Here is a 19,985-nt window from a genome sequence, read left to right on the forward strand (position 1 = left end):
CATTTTCCTGACATTCTTCGATTTGGACATAAAAACGACCCCTTCTATCTGGAATTTGATCGAAGAAGGGGCCATTATTCCATGGCAACAGATCATTACCACAGAGAATATGAGCTCTACTATTTATTCAACGGACAGCGTAACTATTTTATCAAAGATGATGTCTACCAGGTACAGTCAGGCGATCTTGTATTGATTGAGTCAAATGCCGTTCACAAGACCTCCGACTCAGGAACGCCAAACCATGAACGAATCGTACTTTACTTCGCACCGTCCTATTTCGACGTTCTGCCTGCAGCGGAAAGAGACCTGCTTCTATCCCCTTTTCTACAGGAATTTCCGCTGTTGAGACTTAACCTTCAGGAGCAGCTTCAGGTCGAAGCCCTGTTTCATACCCTGCTCACAGAATTGAATGAGCAGCACCCCGGATATCGCTTACGCATTTCTCAAATAGCAGATGAATTATTGCTGTATACGGCACGCAGCCTCCTGAAGCGAGAGTCGCTGCCGAAGCAGGAATCCTCCTCGGTTCAGCGCAAAATTTCCGACATCGTGCGATATATCAATCTTCACTTTGGAGAACCGCTTAAGCTGGAGGAGCTATCTCGCCGTTTTTTCATCAGTAAGAGCTACTTGAGCAGAATGTTCAAGCAGGTCACTGGTTTTGGCTTCGCCGAATACGTGAACCTCACCCGCATAAAGGAAGCCGAGCGACTGCTTCGTGACACGGACCACAGCATTACCCATGTGTCTGAGCTAGCCGGCTTCGATAACTTTTCTCACTTCGGGAAAATGTTTAAAAGACTGACCGGACTGACGCCCAGAGCTTATCGGGAGTCCCATCATCCCTTCTTCCGATAATACAGCGGCGCCTGTCCTGTTACCTGCTTAAATACCCGTCCAAAGTGAGTGATACTGCCAAAACCGACTTTTCTAGCGATCAGATTCACCTTCATGGAGGAGCTTTCGAGCAACTGCTTCGCTTCCTTCACTCGCACATGGTTCAAATATTCTATAAAAGTAAAGCCTGTCGCTTCTTTAAAGAAGCGGCTCAAATAATAGGGACTGATATAAAATTTCTCCGCCACCAAGGAGAGTGACATGTCCTGCATGTAATGGCTGTTCATAAACCTGACTACTTCAAATATTCGCTCATATGCCGCCGGATTTTGGACTTCCGTGGAATCTACGCTGCTGTTCAACAGATGTCTGCTGCAAAGGATGAGCATCTGGAAAACAAGAGTTTGAGCATACAGCTCAAATCCATGATTACGTTCCCGAATTTCCTTAATGATGCTGCGTGACAGCTCCTCAATCAGCATCGCCGTTTGCGGAGGGCATTTTAGAATCAGATATTCATGGTCAAGCAGTTGATTGATGAGGTCCGGGGATACTCCTTCGGCCCAAGCCAATTCCTCACTGTGGATGTTGACTACCAGTCTCTCATATTCTGATGTGTGCGCATCCGTGGTCCGGTGCACCACATTCGGACCGATCATGATGATATGCCCTTCATCTACAATCATGGTCCGGTCCTTAATAAAGAACCTTCGCTGGCCAGACATTAAGTAGAAGAATTCATAGCTGCTGTGTAAATGATTAATCTTCATATGATGGCTTCTCGCCTTCCGGTAAGAGACCGAGAAGGTGGTTTGTGCATTCACATAATTGATCTCTTCCATCATCCCGCCTGCCTTCTATTCCAACCCTTTTCCCCATCATAATTTACCGCTCAAATTCACGCAAGATATAAGAGGTTTCTAATGATTATCGCAAAAAATGTGTATTTTCCTGTGCTATGATGGGTTCAATTCCAAGGAGGTCAGATGCAGATGAACAATTACGGGAACCGTACGTCGTCTTTGAACCCATCAGATACCGTGCAGCGCTCTCCAATCGAGTGGGCGGAGCTGGGATGTGAAGCGCTAATGAACAAGTTTAAGCCTGAGCAGCTTCCTCCCGACCGTTTTCATTATCATCAGGGCGTATTTCTGTCAGGGATGGAGAAGTGCTGGGAAATCACTCAAAACCCTGCCTATTTTCATTACATCAAGAGCTGGGTCGACAGTAATATCCGGGCGGATGGCAGTATCAGAAAGTACAATTCTACGGAGCTGGATGATATACAGCCTGGGGTGCTCCTTTTTAATTTACTTGAGCAAACCGGGGATGACCGATACAAAAAGGCACTGGACGAACTCGTGTCGCACTTTGAGTCATGGAAGACCAATCCTTCAGGCGGGTTCTGGCATAAAGATCACTATCCGAATCAAATGTGGCTGGATGGCTTATATATGGGCGGGCCGATTGCAACTCTGTATGCCAAAACATTCGGCAAGGACGAATTCTTTGACATGATCGCCGCACAAGCGCTTTTGTTGGAGAAGCACACCAAAGACCCCGTTACCGGCCTGCTCTATCATGGCTGGGACGAGACCAAAGCTGCGGTATGGGCTGATCCCGAGACGGGTCTGGCCCCGGAGTTCTGGGGACGCTCGATTGGCTGGGTTCCTGTCGCCCTGCTTGAAATGCTGGAGCATTTCCCAGTGGATCATAAGGATCGGAACAACTTAATTGAGATGCTGCAAAGTCTGCTTAAAGCCGTCGTAAAATATCAGGACCCCGCCACCGGGCGCTGGTATCAGGTTGTCGACAAGGGACATCTCGCTGATAATTGGTTAGAGAACTCTTGCACCTCTCTTTTTGCTCAAGCCATCGCCAAAGCAGTAAGACTTGGATTTCTAAGTCCTGATTATATGGAGTACGCGTGGAAAGGATATCAAGGTGTGATTGATACCCTGACCTTTGATGAGCATGGCCAACTTGTGATCGGCCAAATCTGCATCGGCACCGGCATTGGGAACTATGCGCACTATATCGCCCGCCCTACCAGTGAGAACGACCTGCATGGGGTTGGGGCTTTTGTGTTGATGTGTGTTGAGATGAGTCAGGCTCGAGTGGGGAATGAGGAAGCCTTTCTGGGTGTTCCGGATCTGGCAAATAGAAAATAACCAATCTTCATACAAGAAAAGCCCTCTCATAAATGATTGGGCTTTTGCTATAGATACATATGTCAGTCACGTAGTAGCATCTTGTACAAAATGGTGCCCAAAAGGACCATTGCGCCATTGGTTCGGAACCTCATCAGCGAACCACTTTTCTCGCAATACAGCAAGCTGGACAAAAGGAAAAATGTTACGTCTTGAATTGGGATTCAACATAAGATCTTAAGCGGCTTGTTCGGTTTCAAGTTATTTTGAATGAACTCCCACTCTACCAATCGTTGCAACTATAGAAAGATCACCCGGATCATTAATTTTTCAAGATGTCACTGTAATTTCATCCATAAAGCATTCTGACGATCATTTGGACTTGATAAAACTATCATTCCAGATTGATGATCTTCAGGAATCATAAATCCAACCCAGCCGTTAAATGATTTTCCTTCTGCTACGCTAGGCGAATATTGGGAGAACATAAAAGAAGGAGTTCTCTTTTGAGTTACCGGGTCAATATACAGAAATCTATAATTATTTATTGACAGCGTTGCCCCAGGTTTTTCAGATGCTAAGATTTCAAGATTCACTTTTACAAGAACATAGGTATAACCGTTTGGAGCAGGTTCTTTTTTATCCTGAAGGACTTTCAAAGCATCCTTTCCTGTGCTGGTTTCTTCGATGATAACAGAACCAATGAATTTATCAAAATTTTCATTTATTTCAAAATATGCTTTTGAACCGTAAAGTAATGGATTTGACTCATCAAACCCGCCGTACATGCTTATGTCTCTTCTCAAAATACTGATTGTATTCGATTCAGGCATGACGTGGTATGATCCGCCTAATCCTTCAATAACTGTACGTAATGGCACATAGGTTACTCCATCAATGACTTTAGCTTCTCCTTTAATATCAGCCCCGTTTACCCTTAAAGAGTATCCGGCAGTGGCCGCAAAGACCGTAATGGATAGACATAATACTAAAAATGTACTAAGAAAACTTATGAAAACTAACTTTCTATTCACAATTAGCCGACTCCTTTACAATACTAGGCTGTGTTTCTATGGATACATTCCCTGCTACGGCTCTGGAGATCATGCAGGACTGTTCGGCCAAATGTGCGAGCCGCTCTGTTTTTAAAAATTCAGCTTCGGTCGACTCTTCTCTGAGTACGATTCGTGGTCTATGAATGATCCGTTCGTACGTAAAAATATTATTCGTTACATCGACTGTCGCCTCAGACTCTAGCGTCAGTTCCTGGGGTGTAATATCTGCACGCTCCAGCATCGCTGCCAGAGTGATCAGATAACAGGTCGACGCCGCTCCCAGCAGCATTTCGTCAGGGTTTGTGCCTGTCCCCGGACCGCCCATCTCCTGCGGAATCGATATCACCGTTTTTAAACCGCCTGCATCTATATAGCCTTCACTGTTACGTCCACCATTCCATACTGCTTTCAGATGAAAAGGATGCTTCATTACACTCATTCCTTTCGCTCTTCTCCAGCTTAGAAGCCGTCTATAGTTATTCTCCCATCATAACATAGCGCTCCTGCAAGGAGAATTCTGCAACAAGGCAAAAAGAGGAGCTCTCCTTCCCAGCACTAGGTCCCTCCATTTATACGACAAGGAACTCTTTTTTATTTATATCCCAGTACAGTGATCCCCTCTACTTGGTGCTCAAATGATACAATAGACAGAATTCAATTTATGCCCTTACAAAAATAATGGAGCTACCGCAGATATTTTAATCCACGCTCCTGCGTAAGGAGCGACATTAATCCCTTCGGCGTTTCATTATTCGCCTTCTGATTTCAATCCACGCTCCTGCGTAAGGAGCGACGTGGGAGCTTGTGAGTGCACGTAACAACCACGCTCCTGCGTAAGGAGCGACTTAAGATGCTCTAGAAGCACCTGCTGGCTTTGAAGATTTCAATCCACGCTCCTGCGTAAGGAGCGACACCGACAAAATGTTTTTTCATAGTCTCAACCATAATTTCAATCCACGCTCCTGCGTAAGGAGCGACTCTTCATAAATCCGGAGCAAATCATCTATGGAGCATTTCAATCCACGCTCCTGCGTAAGGAGCGACCACGAAAACATAAGAAATCGAGAGTAATTTAAATATTTCAATCCACGCTCCTGCGTAAGGAGCGACGCTTAAAGGTGCGATTAGGTACAGTCAAATCGAGATTTCAATCCACGCTCCTGCGTAAGGAGCGACTCCGGGCGATTTCAGCCCTTGTGCAGCAAGGGTTTGCAAGCGTTTTAGTGCGAATCCCTTTTTCAAGGCTTGGGAAATACCAAAATATGTTAGCAAAATCCCGAAATCCCGCGTCAGCCGCGAGGTGCGAATCCCCCTGGGATTTCATGTTCGCTTGGGGTTCGCACTATTATGTATTGGTGCTTAATGTTTTGATACTTAATGCTTTGGTTTCTAAATGCCCGATTAAACTTTATAGTGCGGATGAAATCTATCTTATGCCTCTTTATTATGAATAAATGTAATTCTACTAATATCTAATTCAGATACATTGTACCATACCAACAAAGGCTTCCGAATTTTCCCGGAAGCCACTCATGATTTTTCCTAATTGGAATACTTTTTTACTTGTCACCATTGATTTCAAACTTACACTAATCTCCTACCACAGAATCCCCTCCCTCCAGACAAACAGGCTGCAACCTTTCACCCGCTTGGCTGATGGGATCTTACAATTTCTATTCCCGTGAGTTAATGGAATTCGCAGCTTCGAATGATCAGGTCTGCTGCTTGACAAGGACTAGTGCTCGACACATCTACTTTAAGTGTATTCAGTTCCTCGTAAAGGGGAATACGTCCTACGCTTCTGGCAATGATGTCCTCCGTCCGAATCCCTGCATCCACGTCCTTACTCAGACGGGAGCGCAATGCCTGTTCACTGCACATTAAAGAGATGGAATGAATCTTACAGTCATCGGCTTCAAGATGCGAAATAATCTCATCAATAATGGACTGTTGATGCATCACCCAGCAGAACACGATGTTCTCATAGGTAGAGCACTTAATAAAGTTATTCAGCATATAGCAGATATTGTCCATCACCATATGCTTTGTTTCCTCTGTCACCTGAAAAGGATGCATATCCCAGCACCAGTCGCCATCCAGAAATACACTGTTTTTCAGATTAGTCTTCATAATCTGACAGGTAGCGGTCTTGCCCACTCCCATTGTTCCGCCAATTAAATAAATGTGCTTCATCCTAATTGCGCTGAATCCTCAAAGCGGATACTGTCTCCAGCCTTCCCTTCCGTTTCAAACAGAATAACCTCATTCGCACCCGTCTTCAATAAAGGTCCGGGGATATACAATCTTCTTTGCGGGCCAATCTCCCAGTACCGTCCCAGATTAAAGCCGTTGATCCAGGCTACCCCCTTGCCCCAGCCCGTAAAGTCCAGGAACGTATCGCCTGCCTCATCCACTTCCAGCTCAAAGCGATAAAAGGCTGGGGTTCCGCTCACATACTCTTTGCTGAAATCCACCATCTCCAGATTATCCAAAGGCAATGCGTAATGTCGCCAGCCGCTTTGGAAGGCGCCGTTGACGATCACCCCTCCCTTAATGCCCTTATGCTGCGTATTCATCTTGACAGAGTAATTGATTCTGCCCATGTTTTCGACCAGAACCTTCAGTTCATTTTGCGGATCAGGTAGATCAAAGAGCTCTTTATCCTCCATATGCTGGTCATATTTAGTGAACATCAGCTTATCGTTGATAAATACTTGGGCCCGGTCAGCACATTGAATCAAGCGAAAATCCTCAATACGTCTTTGTTTGCCCAAATTCGTCTGATACAGAACATATCCGGTAGGCTGATTCAGAGCCTCCATCGTCAAGGGATATGGAGATTCCACAACCTTTGCCAGCTTGTCTGCAATAGAGAACAGGGAAACCTTCTGTTGAACAGCAACCTCTCCGTAAGCCTTCTTGTTAATCAGGGTCGAGAATTGCACCTCCGGCACCTCGGTATAGCGGGCAATTACCTGCCTAAAGGCCTCATATTTCGGGGTAAAATCACCCCATTCCGTCAGAAGGGCATCATAATCATACGAAGTCGTGTCCGGCGAAAGCTTGTCATAATAATTGGCACCGCTCGTAAAGCCAAAATTCGTTCCCCCATGGAACATGTAGATGTTCACGCTGCCCTCTTTTAAAATATCATCCAGTTCTGCAGCCGCACTCTGCGCCTCCCGAGTATGATGTTGCTCATCTCCCCACGCATCGAACCACCCGATCCAGAACTCCATGACCATCAGCGGCCGGTCTTCCCCGTGGAATTGCTTCAGTCGCACGAAATGCTCTTTCACATCCGAACCACAGTTAATGGTCGGCAGTGCCGCATCCTGAACAGAGCCGTTATCGAGCATGTCATGCCATGGACCATCAGAAGTCACCAAGGGGACGGTTACCCCATGCTTTCTCATCAAGTCCACCAATGAGTGCATATATTGCTTATCGTTAGCATAGCTGCCGTACTCATTTTCGACCTGCATCATTACGATGGGCCCGCCTTGATCAATTTGCAGATCGTTAAATTCTTCGAACAAGCGCTTGTAATAGCGGTCGATCTTCGCCAAATATGGCGGATAGTTGAAACGGAGCTTCATATCGCCATCCTTCAGCAGCCAAAAAGGAAGCCCCCCAAATTCCCACTCAGCACAGATATATGGGGACGGTCTGAGTATCACATACAGCCCCAGCTTCTGAGCCGTCAGGATAAACTTCCTGACATCATACATGCCAGAGAAGCAATATTCGCCCTCCTGCGGCTCATGCATATTCCATGGAATATAGGTTTCTACAGTGTTACACCCAAGGGCCTGGAGTTTCTCCAATCGGTCCTGCCAATACTCCGGAACAACACGGAAATAGTGAATAGCCCCGGAAATAATCTTTAACGGCTTACCATCCAAGTAGAACTGATCTTCAATCGTAAATGAATGCTGCTTCGACATAGGCCACGATCCCTTCAAGCGTACTGGAAATCCCTTATACTTTATCACATTCTTGGGCTGTACGCTGTTCATTCTGTATACGATTCTGTACGAGCAAAGCGGCCTATAGCAATGCAACCAGTTGCTTTATAGCATTTAAAAAACTGGAGAATAGTTCTCCAGTTTTTTCACTCTAAACTCCCTACCCCAAAACCCCGTCCTTCGGCTTCACACCGAACGCCTTCGCCAAATCGGCCAGTTCCGAATCGGTAATTACTTGCTTGATTTCTCTTCCGCCGATCAGGTTGTAGACGGTTGCGGCCTTCTCTACGGTCTCGATCAAGCCGAAGGTTTCGTCCATGGTAGCGCCTGTGCCAAAGATGCCGTGATGCGGCCAGATGACAATGCGGTAATCCTTCATTTTCTTGGCTGTTTCCCGCCCGATCTCATTACTGCCCGGAACCATCCAAGGCAGGATGCTAACGCCTTCCGGGAAGACCACAAGACATTCGGTACACATCTGCCACAGTGTCTTGGTGAACTTCCGTTCATCCAACTCATGAGTAAAGGTCATGGCAATGAGATTCGTAGCATGAGTATGCATCACAATACGATGCTTGGGGTCTACCTTCAAACGCTCGATATGGCTCATAAAGTGAGAAGCCAGCTCACTGGTTGGTCTTGCGCCATTGCGCAGGCCCCACAAAATTTCCACTTGCTCTCCGCTCGCAGATACACGCACCACGCCAAGGTTGGCTTCCGGGTCCTTGATTACGTTTCTGAAATACTTGCCCGATCCGGTGACGATAAAGTATTTGCCGGCCAATTCCTTTACCGGGAAAGCAAGATCCAGAGAACGCGGGGAGCTATGAATATCAATGTACTTGGATACTTCCTCTTTATCCAGTAAATAGCTGATATTGCCGCCGTTCAGCTCATCCCAGCCCAGGGTCCACATATGATGAGTAATCTCGGTCATTTCCTGAATAAAAGGAGCTTCTGTGCTTCCAATGTATCCTGACATTTCAATCAGAGATGTTGTCATGATTTCTTCTCTCTCCTTAGATAATGGATAATAGAGGTTGTTCAAAAAGTCATCTTTTTCCGGATTCTCGCAACCTTCTCGGTGCTGAAAAGCTGACTTTTTGAACTCGCATTAATAGCTCATTTATCTCTTCAGCAATACTTCCTGTTCGTGCCGCTTTACCTCGTTGAGCCATTGCTCCCTGACAGGCACGCCTTGCGAAGCACAGTAGTAATCCCATACGGCTCCGAACGGATAGGATTTGAATTCTTCAACCAAAGCCAAGCGGGAGGTATAGTCGCCTGACAGTTCAATCTTCCGCAGTTCCTCCACCGGCTCCAGCATCGCACGCAGCAGCGCCTTGATTGTGTTTCTCGTTCCGATTACCCAGGCTGCCAAATGATTAATGCTCCCGTCAAAGAAATCGAGACCCAGACTTGTCTTCGACAGTAAATCTCCACGAACGAGTTCACGAGCAATTTCCAGCAATTCATCATCCATGGTGACCACATGGTCGCTGTCCCAGCGAACCGGACGGCTGACATGCAGCAGCAAATGCTTGCTGAACATCAGAATCGACGACAGCTTGTTGCTGATCACCTCGGTCGGATGGAAGTGCCCCGCATCCAGTGTGATGGCCTTGCCGCGCGATATTCCGTATCCCATATAAAACTCATGTGAGCCCACAACATAGCTCTCCGAGCCGATGCCGAACAGCTTGCTCTCCACGCCATCCACATTGAACTGCTCATCAATCGGTTCGCCGAAAATCTCATCCAGCGAGGCCGCCAGCCTTTGTCTTGGGGCCAGACGGTCCACCGGCGTATCCTTGTAGCCATCCGGTACCCAGAAATTCGTGAAGCAGGTCTGACCCAGCTCCCGACCGAAATGCTCGGCAATTTTGCGGGAAGCCTTGCCATGACGAATCCAGAATTCCCGGATCTCATCGTTCGCATGACTCAAGGTAAAACCGTCTGCCGCATTCGGGTGGGAGAAATAAGTCGGGTTAAAATCAAGACCCAGACCCTGTTCCTTCGCCCAATCCACCCATTTCTGGAAGTGGCGCGGCTCCAGCTCATCCAGATCCACCTGCTCATCCGTATCTGCGTAGATGGCATGCAGGTTGACCTTGTGCTTGCCGGGAATAAGGGACAACGCCTTCTCCAGATCCTCGCGCAGCTCTTGCGGAGTGCTTACACGCCCCGGATAGCTGCCTGTGACTGCAATACCGCCGCTAAGCTCCTTATCACGGAACAGGAATCCTCGAACATCGTCCCCTTGCCAGCAGTGGAGAGAGATTTTAATCTCCGCTAGTTGTTTTAAGACCTGATCTACATCAACGCCGTGGGATTCATACAACTTCTTCGCTTCGTTATAGCTGTTGACTACGCTTTGATTCATGTCGCTAGTCCCCTTCCTTCTATCCCAATTGTTCTGTGCTTCAGCTTCAACTATCTGCTGCCTGGTCCACCTTTTTCCAGCGATCGACGATCCGTCCCAAATCTTGAATTGGCTCCGGCTTGTAATATTTAATATCAAATGAGTTCATAATCACTTCTCGCGCTTCCTTAATATCCGGCAGTACACCGCTACTGATCATCTGAACAGCCAGATTTCCGAGCGCTGTCGACTCGGTAGGTCCCGCCGAGACGTCCCGTCCCAGCACATTCGCGGTAAGCTGACACAGCAATTCATTGTTCGCTCCCCCGCCAACGATCTGGAGGATATCCATCGATCTACCGGTCAACTGCTCCAGTTCCTCCAAATAACTGCGGTACGACAATGCCAAGCTGTCAAATATGCAGCGGGCTGCTTGCCCGATACTCTCCGGAACCGGCTCTCCATACTGCTCGCAGGCCTTCTGAATTTCCTTAATCATATGCTCCGGGTTAAGGAATCTATCATGATTGCACGGAATCAAGCTCCGAAAAGGCTCCGCCTCCGCAGCCAGATCGGCTAACTCCGCAAAGTTGTATCGATTGCCGTCCAGCCTGCGAACCTCCTGAATCAGCCAAAGGCCCATAATATTCTTCAGGAAGCGGAATGTGCCATACGCTCCCCATTCATTCGTATAATTCGCGGCCATCGCTTTGGCATCATTCAGGGGCTGCGTCAGCTCAACCCCAAGCAATGACCAGGTTCCGCTGCTGAGGTAGGCGGCATGACGCCCCTTGGCTGCCGGAATGCCGAGCACTGCCGAGGCGGTATCATGTGTTGCCGTAACGATGGCCCGGCACTCCGGTAGATCGTACTGCTCCATGAGCTCCGGGCAAAGCGAGCCGAGCTCAGTCCCTGGTTCAATTAATCCCGGAAACTGCTCCTTGCGCAAGCCAAGCAGTTCCAACAGCTCGGTATCGAAATCACGCGTATCCAGATTCAACAGCTGCATCGTCGAAGCATTGGTCGTTTCGTTCCCTTTTTTTCCAGTCAACAGGTAGTATAGATAATCCGGCACCATCAGGATGCTGTCCGCACGGGACAGTTCTTCACGGTCATGCACGAATAACTGATACAGGGTATTAAAGTTCAATTGCTGAATACCCGTCTTGCCATAGACAGCCTCAGGCGGGATGAGCGCCGCCAGACGCTGCATGGCATGCTCGGTCCGGCGGTCCCGATAAGCGTAGACCTCCTGAATCCGGTTACCGGCTTGATCCAGCAGCACATAATCCACGGCCCAGGTATCAATCCCCAGCGTGCATTGCCCGATTCCCTCCGCCTTTGCCTTTACAAGTCCGGTGATGATCTCACCAAACAGATAATCGATATCCCAGAAGCAGGAGCCGTCCCGCTCCAGGAACCCGTTGGCGAAGCGATGGATCTCTTTCAATTTGATTTTCCCGTCTTGAAGCGTTCCCAGCACCAGTCTCCCGCTGGAGGCGCCGATATCAACGGCAATATGATGGGTCATAGAAACAATCTCCTAGATGATTTTTTTGAACATCGCAATGACAGGTAGGATTTGGCTTAACATCATCATACAGCGCATAATCCAGGCCGATGGCATCAAGCACAGCAGTTACTTTGCCTGCAATTCCGCTTTGAACTAGAAACTTATCGGTCACAACCAGTGTTTTTTTCAAATCCAATTCCTGAATGTATGTCCCGGTATCCTTCAGACAGCCCTTCCCCATCAGATTAACCGGCGGAACGTAATAGACATACGTACTCATGATTTGGCCAGCCTCCATTATCAATTTAACGAAGCAATAATTTCGCCATCCTGCCCGTTTCTCTGTGTTTATATCTTATATCCTATCTACGTTAATCTTTGTTGTCAACGAAATAAAGAATAGTAATGTTGTTTTTATTTGTTTCGTGACATTTTTGAATTGAAATACTATATAAGTTGAACTATAAAAACTACGTAGGAAGGGCATAAGTGTGAAGTGTGCCGTAGTGAGAGCTTTCTGCAGGAAAGCTGCTTCGGAAGCATAAGCTCGTAAGCGTTCGCCTTTACGAGTGGATTTCTACCTTATAATATCTTAGTTCAATTAGAGAAATCCGCGAACAACAGCGATCGTAGGCACACTTCACACGTTGCCCTCAAAACGTAAAATGCAATGATTCAACTTATATAGAAAAAACCTTTGTTTTTGTTGCAAACACAGAATTATTATTCCATACTTAACTAGGAAGGGCTTGTATCCCCCCCTCCTCCATTGCGGTTTCGCAGAAAGGAAGAATTATGTTAGCTGCCGAAAGACGAAAGAAAATTATAGATTTGGCCCATCAGGAAAAGAGAGTGCTGGTATCGGTTCTCAGCCGCATGTTTGAGGTCACCGAAGAGACGATCCGGCGTGATCTTGAGAAGCTGGAAAAGGAAGGCATCGTAAGCCGGACTTACGGAGGCGCCATGCTGAACCGGCATACGAATGAAGATCTCCCGTTTACCGCCCGCAATATCATGAATACCGATATCAAGCAGAACATCGCCATCAAAGCGATGGATTTAATCAATGAAGGCGATACCTTGATGGTGGATCCAAGCTCCACCTCATTTGAATTGCTAAAGCTGCTAACCAATAAGAACAACCTGACCGTGATCACGAATTCCGTACATATTTTGAATGATTTCTCCGGATCAGAAATGAATATCGTCTCCACTGGCGGCAACCTGAGACCGCGCTCCTTGTCCCTGGTCGGTCCGGTGGCTCATCACACTCTCCAAAGATACAACGTGGATAAGGCGATCATCAGCTGCAAGGGCATTGACCTGGACAAAGGCATTACCGAATCCAACGAGCCTGAATGCGAGTTGAAAAAATACATGGTCAAGCAATGTGACAAGGTCATCCTCCTCGCCGATCATACCAAGTTCGATAAAGTTGCCTTTACCGTGCTGAGCGAATTGGAGCGGGTTGATTATCTGGTTACAGATCAGGCGCCGTCTGAGCCTTGGATGCGCAGATTGGCGGAGCTTAATATTGAGTTGATATACTGAGGCTGAGTTCCCTTCTATTGAGCTGACATTTGAGATGACCTTGATAGCATGAAAAAATCCCCATAAGACAGACAGATTATATCATCTCACCTGTCTATCTTATGGGGAGCTCACAATCATTAATTCCGATGTTCAAGCATTCTCAGTATCACCGTTATAGCCTCCGCCCGGGATGCCAGACTGTCAGGAGCGAACTTGTTATCGCTCCGTCCGCTCACGATGCCGAGCGAACGCAATGCTTCCGCTGCGTCCTTCACCCATCCGGGGATTGAACTATCATCCGCAAAGCCGGTAACCGCAGCACCCTCTCCGCGCAGTCCCAGTGCATTGGCCAGCATGCTCGCCATCTCGGCGCGGGTAATCGGCTTATCCGGTCTGAAGCTTCCATCCTCATAACCGTTCACAATGCCGGATGCAAGTGCTTGAGCGATCGCCGACACAGCCCATTGACCGATCTTTGATGCGTCCGTAAAGTGAAGCCCGCCCGTCGCTTCGTTCAGCTTGAGCGCATTGACGAGCATTACAATGAATTCGGCCCGGCTAACCTGATGATTCGGCTTAAAGGTACCGTCAGTATACCCTTTAACGATCCCCATTTCCAAGGCGGTCCGGATAGACTCCGCTGCCCAATGTCCCTGAAGATCGGAAAGGGATTGCACCGGTCTTTCCTCTGCTTTATTTCTTCCTGTATCTACAGCAAATACCGCAAATAAGCCGAATTGATCGGTTTGCGCCGTGAGACGGCTCCCTGTCAGCTCTCCGCCGAGCGAAATCCAGATCTGCTCTTCTTCGGAGTACAGGAAAATTTCCGCCTTCTCGTTGCTCTCCAGCAAGGAAGCATCAACCTCAAACGCAACGGTGATCTCGCGCAGCAACCTTCCTGCCAAGCCTCCCGATAGTTCATAGACGCCGGTGATGCGTTTTGCCTTCAATTCCTCCGGCAGGGCCGGATTCTCTCTTGATGGCTCAAGCGTAATGAGCAACTCCCGATTGGTCGCCCCTTTCGGAATCGATACATAGATCGTCCGGTTTCTTTCCAGATACCCAGCTTCCCCGGCCGGCAGGGTCGCTTGCCCTTGTGCGGGCGGCGCCTGGGTAGTTGTTGGAGCAGGGGCGCTCGTCCCCCCGCCTCCTCCACCTGACGGCGGTTGCGGTCTCTTGCTTGTGATCGTCACTTTGCGGGAATGTTCTTTGCCCAGATTCCCGACAAGATCAATCGAACGGGCGTAAACCATCGTTTCGTAGGCATCGCCGACGGTGAAAGAGGTTGTGACCTTCGTCCATTGTCCATCATTGATCTTATATTCCGTGTAATCCGTACCGCTCCAATCATCCAGGCCATCATCGATGCTTACCGTGATCGGGCCAACATCCCAGCTGTCATTCCCGTTAGGCGCCCCCGGTCCCGTCAAATCGATGACCGGTTCCGAAGGACCTGTCATATCTAGCTTTATTTCCAGGTCGGCCTCTGCTCCTGCATTCCCGGCCATATCGACGGTTCGGGCATAAATCTTCGTGATTCCTTCAATATTCAGGGTCAAATCGCCCGTATATGTCGTCCACGCTCCGCTGGCCCCGAGCTTATACTCCGTATAATCTGCTCCGCTATATGTGTCGGCTCCTTCCGAGATCAACACTGCAACCGGTTCAGTCCACCAGTCCTCAATACCAGCCGTACCAGCCGTTTGGATGATTGGTGCAAGCGGTCCCGTCAGATCAAGCTTACCCTCCCGTTCGGTCTCCGCTCCGACATTTCCGGCCCTATCCACTGTCCGGGCATAGATCTTCGTGATCCCTTCATCGTTCAGTACAAATTCAGCCGTATACGGCGTCCATGCTCCGTTTGCCCCTAGCTTATACTCCGTATAGTCCGCTCCGCTATGTGCGTCATTTCCTTCCAAGATCGCTACCGTGACCGGTCTGCCTGACCAGCCGTTCGGACTGATGGTCCCTTTCAGCTGAATCTCCGGCTCACTCGGACCTGTCGTATCTACCTTAGCTTCCTGCTCTGCTTCCGTCCCGGCATTGCCAGCCTTATCGACGGTTCGGGCATAAATCATCGTGACCCCTTCATCGCTTACCGTAAATTCGGACGTGTACGCCGTCCAGGCTCCGCTCGCCCCAACCTTAAATTCCGTATGATCCGATCCGCTTAATACATCCGCTCCCTCTACGATCTTCACGCTGACCGGTGTGCCGGACCAGCCATTCGTGTTCAGGGAGCCCGTCACCTGAATCGCAGGTTCGGCCGGGCCTGTCGTATCGATCTTGGCTTCATACTCTGCTTCCATCCCGATATTACCCGCTTTATCAACGGTGCGGGTATAGATCATCGTGACCCCTTCATCGTTTACCGTAAATTCGGACGTGTACGTTGTCCAGGCTCCGCTGGACCCGATCTTGTATTCCGAGTAACCTGCTCCGCTCTGATCATCCGTCCCGTCTGTAATCCTTATCGTGATGGGGCCATCCGCCCAATTTTCCGCGCCGGTCGCACCTGATACTTGAATCGTTGGAGCCGCAGGGCCGGTTATATCCACGTTCGCTGCTGCCTTCGCTTCCAATCCGGCATGGCCGACTTTATCCATGGTACGCGCGTAAATCTCCGTAACGCCTTCCGTGTTTATCGTAAAGCCCGCAGTATACTTACTCCAGGCCCCGCTTGCGCCGATTTTGTACTCTGTATAGTCTACGCCGCTCTGCATATCCGCTCCGTCCGAAATGGTCACCGTGATCGGGCCGGTTGCCCAGCCGTCCACGAAAGGTCCGCCCATCTGAATTATCGGCTCTGAAGGAACCGTCATGTCAACCTTCGCTTCAAATTCAGCTGCCGGCCCGATGTTGCCGGCCTTGTCAACCGTCCGGGCATAGACCTCGGTTATTCCTTCATCGCCGAGCACGAAATCTGACGTATACGACGTCCAAGCTCCATGGGCACCAAGCTTATACTCCGTATAGTCAGGGCCGCTAAGCGTATCCGCTCCCTCAATAATCGTCACAGCTGCCGGCCCTCTTGTCCAGCTTCCCGATGCTGGAGCTCCTTCCACTTGTATCGTTGGAGCTGCCGGATCCGATAGATCGAGCTTGACTTCTCCCTTGGCTTCTGCCCCTAAATTGCCAGCCCTGTCAACCGTCCGGGCATAAACCTCTGTAATGCCTTCATTACTCAAGGTCAAGCTATCGATATACTGAGTCCACACTCCATTCGTTCCGAGCTTATACTCCGTGTAATTCACGCCGCTCAGCATATCTACCCCCTCCGTGATCTCCACGGAGACCGAATTATTCGCCCAGCTTCCAGTACCGTTGGCTGCTCCCGCAACCTGAATAGTTGGTTCCGAAGGGCCCGTTAAATCAAGCTTGAGCTCTAACTCTGCTTCCGGGCCTATGTTGCCGGCTTTATCAACCGTCCGGGCCTTTATTTCCGTGATCCCTTCGGTCCCCCATTCAATTCCGCCTGCGTACCTCGTCCAGGTTCCGTCAGCTCCGAGCTTATATTCCGAATAATCGGGGCCGCTTAATGCATCCGCGCCTTCAGATATCGTCAGTGTAACCGGCCCGTTCGACCATGCTTCCGAATTGATCGGACCTGCGGCATGAAGCACAGGCGTTGCAGGCGCATCCGTATCGATGCCTATCTGGAACGATTGATGCGAGTCCATGCCGATACCATTTTCCGTTCGTACCCAGACCTTGTATGCACCCGAGGAACGGATTGCGATCGGTTCTGCATAATTTATCCAATCCGTGATCGAAGCCGGGTCTACGATCGAGGCATCTGTAATGCTGTATTGCCTTTTATCAGCCACATCATTTAGGAAGTCAGCACGAATATACACCGCTTCCTGCGTCCATTCATTCTCCATATATACCGTCCCGTCCGCCAATTCACCATGTAGCGTCATTTCGACCGGAACGATGACCTGAAAGGGTTGGGAATGAACTGCTACTCCCCCCTTTTTCGTCATTGCCCATATTTCAAGCGTATAGTTCTGGTTTACCGGAAACCGGGAATCGATCGTCACGGATTCTCCGAAGGCTTCTGTCTCCCCGGGATTGGTTATGTTCATCATGCTATGCGTAACCATCGCCCGACCATTCTGATCCAGAATCGTATAGTAGGCATAAAGCGGCTTCATTCTGCTGTCTACATAGGGATTCGTTTCAGATTCCAGGGCAACCACACCTGAAAAATTCAGATTTTCTCCCAGGGTAAGCGTTGTTGAAGACGAAGTGTTCATCTGGATAACCGGTTGAGCGGCATATTCGTTCCGCGGGAACGGTGCTGTCTCTCCGGGCACAATTAACCACGGCTTAGTCAATGACCCGGAACTGACGAAGCTGAATCCTGAAAGCTGATCCTTCTGTTTGATCTGTTCCGCCGTCCGATATGTTCCAAGCGTATTTCCTCCTGTCGCATCGCCGGAATAATAGGCATTCTTCAAAGTACTGCCGCTTTTAACGCTCCCAGCAAATCCTCCATATGTGGTGAAAGAGCCCCTAATATTTCCTGTCGCATAGGAGAATTCCACCGAATTGTTTGCATAACCGACCAGACCTCCGACTGTAATTGCATCTGAACCCGTAATATTCCCCGATGCATAGCTGTTTTTAAGATAGCCGTATTGAAGATATCCGACCAATCCCCCAATGCCAGAACCGGATATCCCGGTTATTTCCCCCATAGCATACGATTGATCAATGCTGCACGAGCAAAACCCTGCCAATCCCCCTACTCTAGTTGCCCCCTGGACATCCCCAAAGGCGGTTCCGTTCATGATCTGAATCGTTTGCCCGCTGTATTCCTCTCCTTCGCCGATCAATCCGCCGACTCTCTCCTGTCCCGTAACCGATCCGGCAGCATAGCTGTTTATGATTTTGGAACCAAAAGTCATCCCCCCTGCAAGCCCGCCGACACGGTCCGTCCCTTCCACCATGCCGGATGCTGAGCTATGCTCGATGACCGTCGTCATTCCGCTTCCCAATAGACCACCGGCTTTGTCTGTACCCAAGACTGATCCGGCAGCATAACTATTCGATAACGTGGCATAATTCGCGTTTCCTATGAGTCCACCGGCAGAACTCATCCCTTGTACTTGTCCGAGCGCATAACTATTCCGCACAGATTTTTGATATTGGTAGCCGATTAATCCGCCGACAGAACTGCCATCGGCAATGACATCCCCTTCGGCATAACTGTCGGTCACGTCATTGTTGTTCTGTCCGATCAGGCCGCCAATGTAGCCGCTGGTTGATCCGCTAGCCGTCACCGTTCCCGTTGCATGAACACCCGATAAAAACCCTTCATTATCCCCAACCAATCCGCCAACATAGTCTGATCCGCTGACATTCCCTGATGCCGAGGAATCTGCGATATTTCCAGTATTTCTTCCAGCGAGCCCTCCGGCAAAAAGTGTTCCGCTTACATTGCCCCCCGCATGCGAATTTGATATTGGCGCACCATTCGATCCGATCAATCCGCCGGCATAGTAATCTCCAGCAATGACATCACCCGATGCCATAGATCCGCTCACCATGGCGACTCCCGGGGATGCGGAACCGATCAATCCCCCAATGCCGCTTGTTCCGCTGACCTTGCCCGTGGCTTCACCATTTATCAACTGGTTTCCAGTCCCCTCAAAGTAGCCGATTAACCCCCCGATGCCGGATTCCCCCTGAACATCGCCGGATGCGCTCACATCCTGGAGATTCCCCGAGGATTGTCCGATTAATCCTCCTACCGTTCTTACGCCGGTAACGGAGCCCGAAGCCGAAGAAGAACGGACACCTCCATAGTCGATTCCCACCAGGCCTCCGGCCCAAGATGAATCATTCAGCGCTTCAACGGAGACGGCTGTCATAGCATTCGAAATCGTGCCGATATTCCGTCCAATTAACCCACCAACCTCGCTCCTCGCAGTGACAGAACCACCGGTGACTTGTATGCCTGTGATCGTTCCATCATTCCATCCTGCCAATCCACCTGCAGCGGAACCGTCTGTACTAATTGACACAGCCTCCAGATTTAAGTTTTCGACGAATCCTCCCTTGCCGATTTTGGAGAATAAACCTTGATTATATTCAACGCCTACTTGAATCGTTAGCCCATGAATCGTATTTCCGTTGCCGTTAAAATGCCCCGTAAACCCGTCATAATTCGAGTGTGAGATCGGCTGCCAATTTCCGAAGCCTGTTAAATCGATATCCTGCATCAGGACATATTGGCCGTTATCCGGATAAGCCGGATCGACCCCGATCATCGCCAATTCCTCCGCTGAGAAGATCTCGATCACCGCTTCATCGGCCCTGATCATGCTTGTACCTAACATAAATATTATTAGTCCTGCCAAAAGTACGAAGAGCCCGGTCCTTTTCCTGTTGCTCATCTCCTTAAGTTTCATCACTTCACCTTTCCCTTTCCCGCAATAGGTCGAGTTAAGCGCACTTTTCTCGAAGTACTCTTATGTGATAATTATTATAGATTCTTGCGAATGCCGGGATAAGTAGACATTTAAATGTCCACCCTGCTAGCTAAAATTCCAGCAT

Annotated in this window: 12 protein-coding genes, 1 pseudogene and 1 CRISPR repeat array; of the genes and pseudogenes, 3 read left to right on the forward strand and 10 right to left on the reverse strand. The window is 49.0% G+C overall.

Features of this window, described 5'->3' with window-relative positions; genetic code table 11:
* Nucleotides 1–81: 81 nt before the first annotated feature.
* Nucleotides 82–861 carry a helix-turn-helix transcriptional regulator gene (locus tag KQJ23_RS05710; RefSeq protein WP_249529530.1) on the forward strand — a complete coding sequence of 260 codons (780 nt, stop codon included), beginning with the start codon at nucleotides 82–84 and terminating at the stop codon, nucleotides 859–861.
* Here the strand turns inward: KQJ23_RS05710 and KQJ23_RS05715 are convergent.
* Nucleotides 843–1,685, reverse strand: a complete 843-nt coding sequence (locus KQJ23_RS05715; RefSeq protein WP_346779351.1) for an AraC family transcriptional regulator — start codon at nucleotides 1,683–1,685, stop codon at nucleotides 843–845. The genes KQJ23_RS05710 and KQJ23_RS05715 overlap by 19 nt on opposite strands.
* 147 nt (nucleotides 1,686–1,832) lie before the next feature.
* Here KQJ23_RS05715 and KQJ23_RS05720 point away from each other — a divergent pair, with 147 nt between their 5' ends.
* Nucleotides 1,833–3,011: a glycoside hydrolase family 88/105 protein gene (locus KQJ23_RS05720; protein ID WP_216477729.1), complete on the forward strand. Its 1,179-nt coding sequence runs from the start codon at nucleotides 1,833–1,835 to the stop codon at nucleotides 3,009–3,011.
* 317 nt (nucleotides 3,012–3,328) lie between these two features.
* Here KQJ23_RS05720 and KQJ23_RS05725 read toward each other — a convergent pair whose 3' ends face one another.
* The 8 genes and pseudogenes from KQJ23_RS05725 to KQJ23_RS05760 form a co-directional block, all read right to left on the reverse strand.
* Nucleotides 3,329–4,024, reverse strand: a complete 696-nt coding sequence (locus tag KQJ23_RS05725) for a copper amine oxidase N-terminal domain-containing protein (RefSeq protein ID WP_216477730.1) — start codon at nucleotides 4,022–4,024, stop codon at nucleotides 3,329–3,331.
* Nucleotides 4,017–4,475, reverse strand: coding sequence for an OsmC family protein (locus tag KQJ23_RS05730; protein ID WP_216477731.1), 459 nt, complete (start codon nucleotides 4,473–4,475; stop codon nucleotides 4,017–4,019). Before KQJ23_RS05730 ends, KQJ23_RS05725 begins: the two co-directional genes overlap by 8 nt.
* A gap of 450 nt (nucleotides 4,476–4,925) precedes the next feature.
* Nucleotides 4,926–5,221: a CRISPR direct-repeat array (repeat unit 32 nt; unit sequence ATTTCAATCCACGCTCCTGCGTAAGGAGCGAC).
* 510 nt (nucleotides 5,222–5,731) lie between these two features.
* Nucleotides 5,732–6,238, reverse strand: a complete 507-nt coding sequence (locus tag KQJ23_RS05735) for an AAA family ATPase (protein ID WP_216477732.1) — start codon at nucleotides 6,236–6,238, stop codon at nucleotides 5,732–5,734.
* A complete protein-coding gene (locus tag KQJ23_RS05740) occupies nucleotides 6,235–7,992 on the reverse strand; it encodes a glycoside hydrolase family 35 protein (RefSeq protein WP_216477733.1) in 1,758 nt (585 codons plus the stop codon). Before KQJ23_RS05740 ends, KQJ23_RS05735 begins: the two co-directional genes overlap by 4 nt.
* 181 nt (nucleotides 7,993–8,173) lie before the next feature.
* Nucleotides 8,174–9,016: a rhamnulose-1-phosphate aldolase gene (rhaD, locus tag KQJ23_RS05745; RefSeq protein ID WP_216477734.1), complete on the reverse strand. Its 843-nt coding sequence runs from the start codon at nucleotides 9,014–9,016 to the stop codon at nucleotides 8,174–8,176.
* 123 nt (nucleotides 9,017–9,139) lie between these two features.
* Nucleotides 9,140–10,396 (reverse strand): L-rhamnose isomerase, encoded by a 1,257-nt coding sequence (rhaA, locus tag KQJ23_RS05750; protein ID WP_216477735.1) that lies wholly within the window; start codon nucleotides 10,394–10,396, stop codon nucleotides 9,140–9,142.
* 46 nt (nucleotides 10,397–10,442) lie between these two features.
* Nucleotides 10,443–11,906 (reverse strand): rhamnulokinase, encoded by a 1,464-nt coding sequence (rhaB, locus tag KQJ23_RS05755; protein ID WP_216477736.1) that lies wholly within the window; start codon nucleotides 11,904–11,906, stop codon nucleotides 10,443–10,445.
* A gap of 40 nt (nucleotides 11,907–11,946) precedes the next feature.
* Nucleotides 11,947–12,168: pseudogene (locus KQJ23_RS05760) on the reverse strand (iron-containing alcohol dehydrogenase); the annotation flags it as partial.
* Nucleotides 12,169–12,683: 515 nt separating this feature from the next.
* Here KQJ23_RS05760 and KQJ23_RS05765 point away from each other — a divergent pair.
* On the forward strand, nucleotides 12,684–13,439 hold the full coding sequence (locus KQJ23_RS05765) for a DeoR/GlpR family DNA-binding transcription regulator (protein WP_216477737.1): 756 nt from the start codon (nucleotides 12,684–12,686) through the stop codon (nucleotides 13,437–13,439).
* Between the two features lie 119 nt (nucleotides 13,440–13,558).
* Here the strand turns inward: KQJ23_RS05765 and KQJ23_RS05770 are convergent, their stop codons facing one another.
* A complete protein-coding gene (locus KQJ23_RS05770) occupies nucleotides 13,559–19,768 on the reverse strand; it encodes an OmpL47-type beta-barrel domain-containing protein (protein WP_216477738.1) in 6,210 nt (2,069 codons plus the stop codon).
* Nucleotides 19,769–19,985: the final 217 nt, after the last annotated feature.

This window comes from Paenibacillus brevis, from assembly GCF_018919145.1.
In the GTDB taxonomy this organism is placed as follows: domain Bacteria; phylum Bacillota; class Bacilli; order Paenibacillales; family Paenibacillaceae; genus Fontibacillus; species Fontibacillus brevis.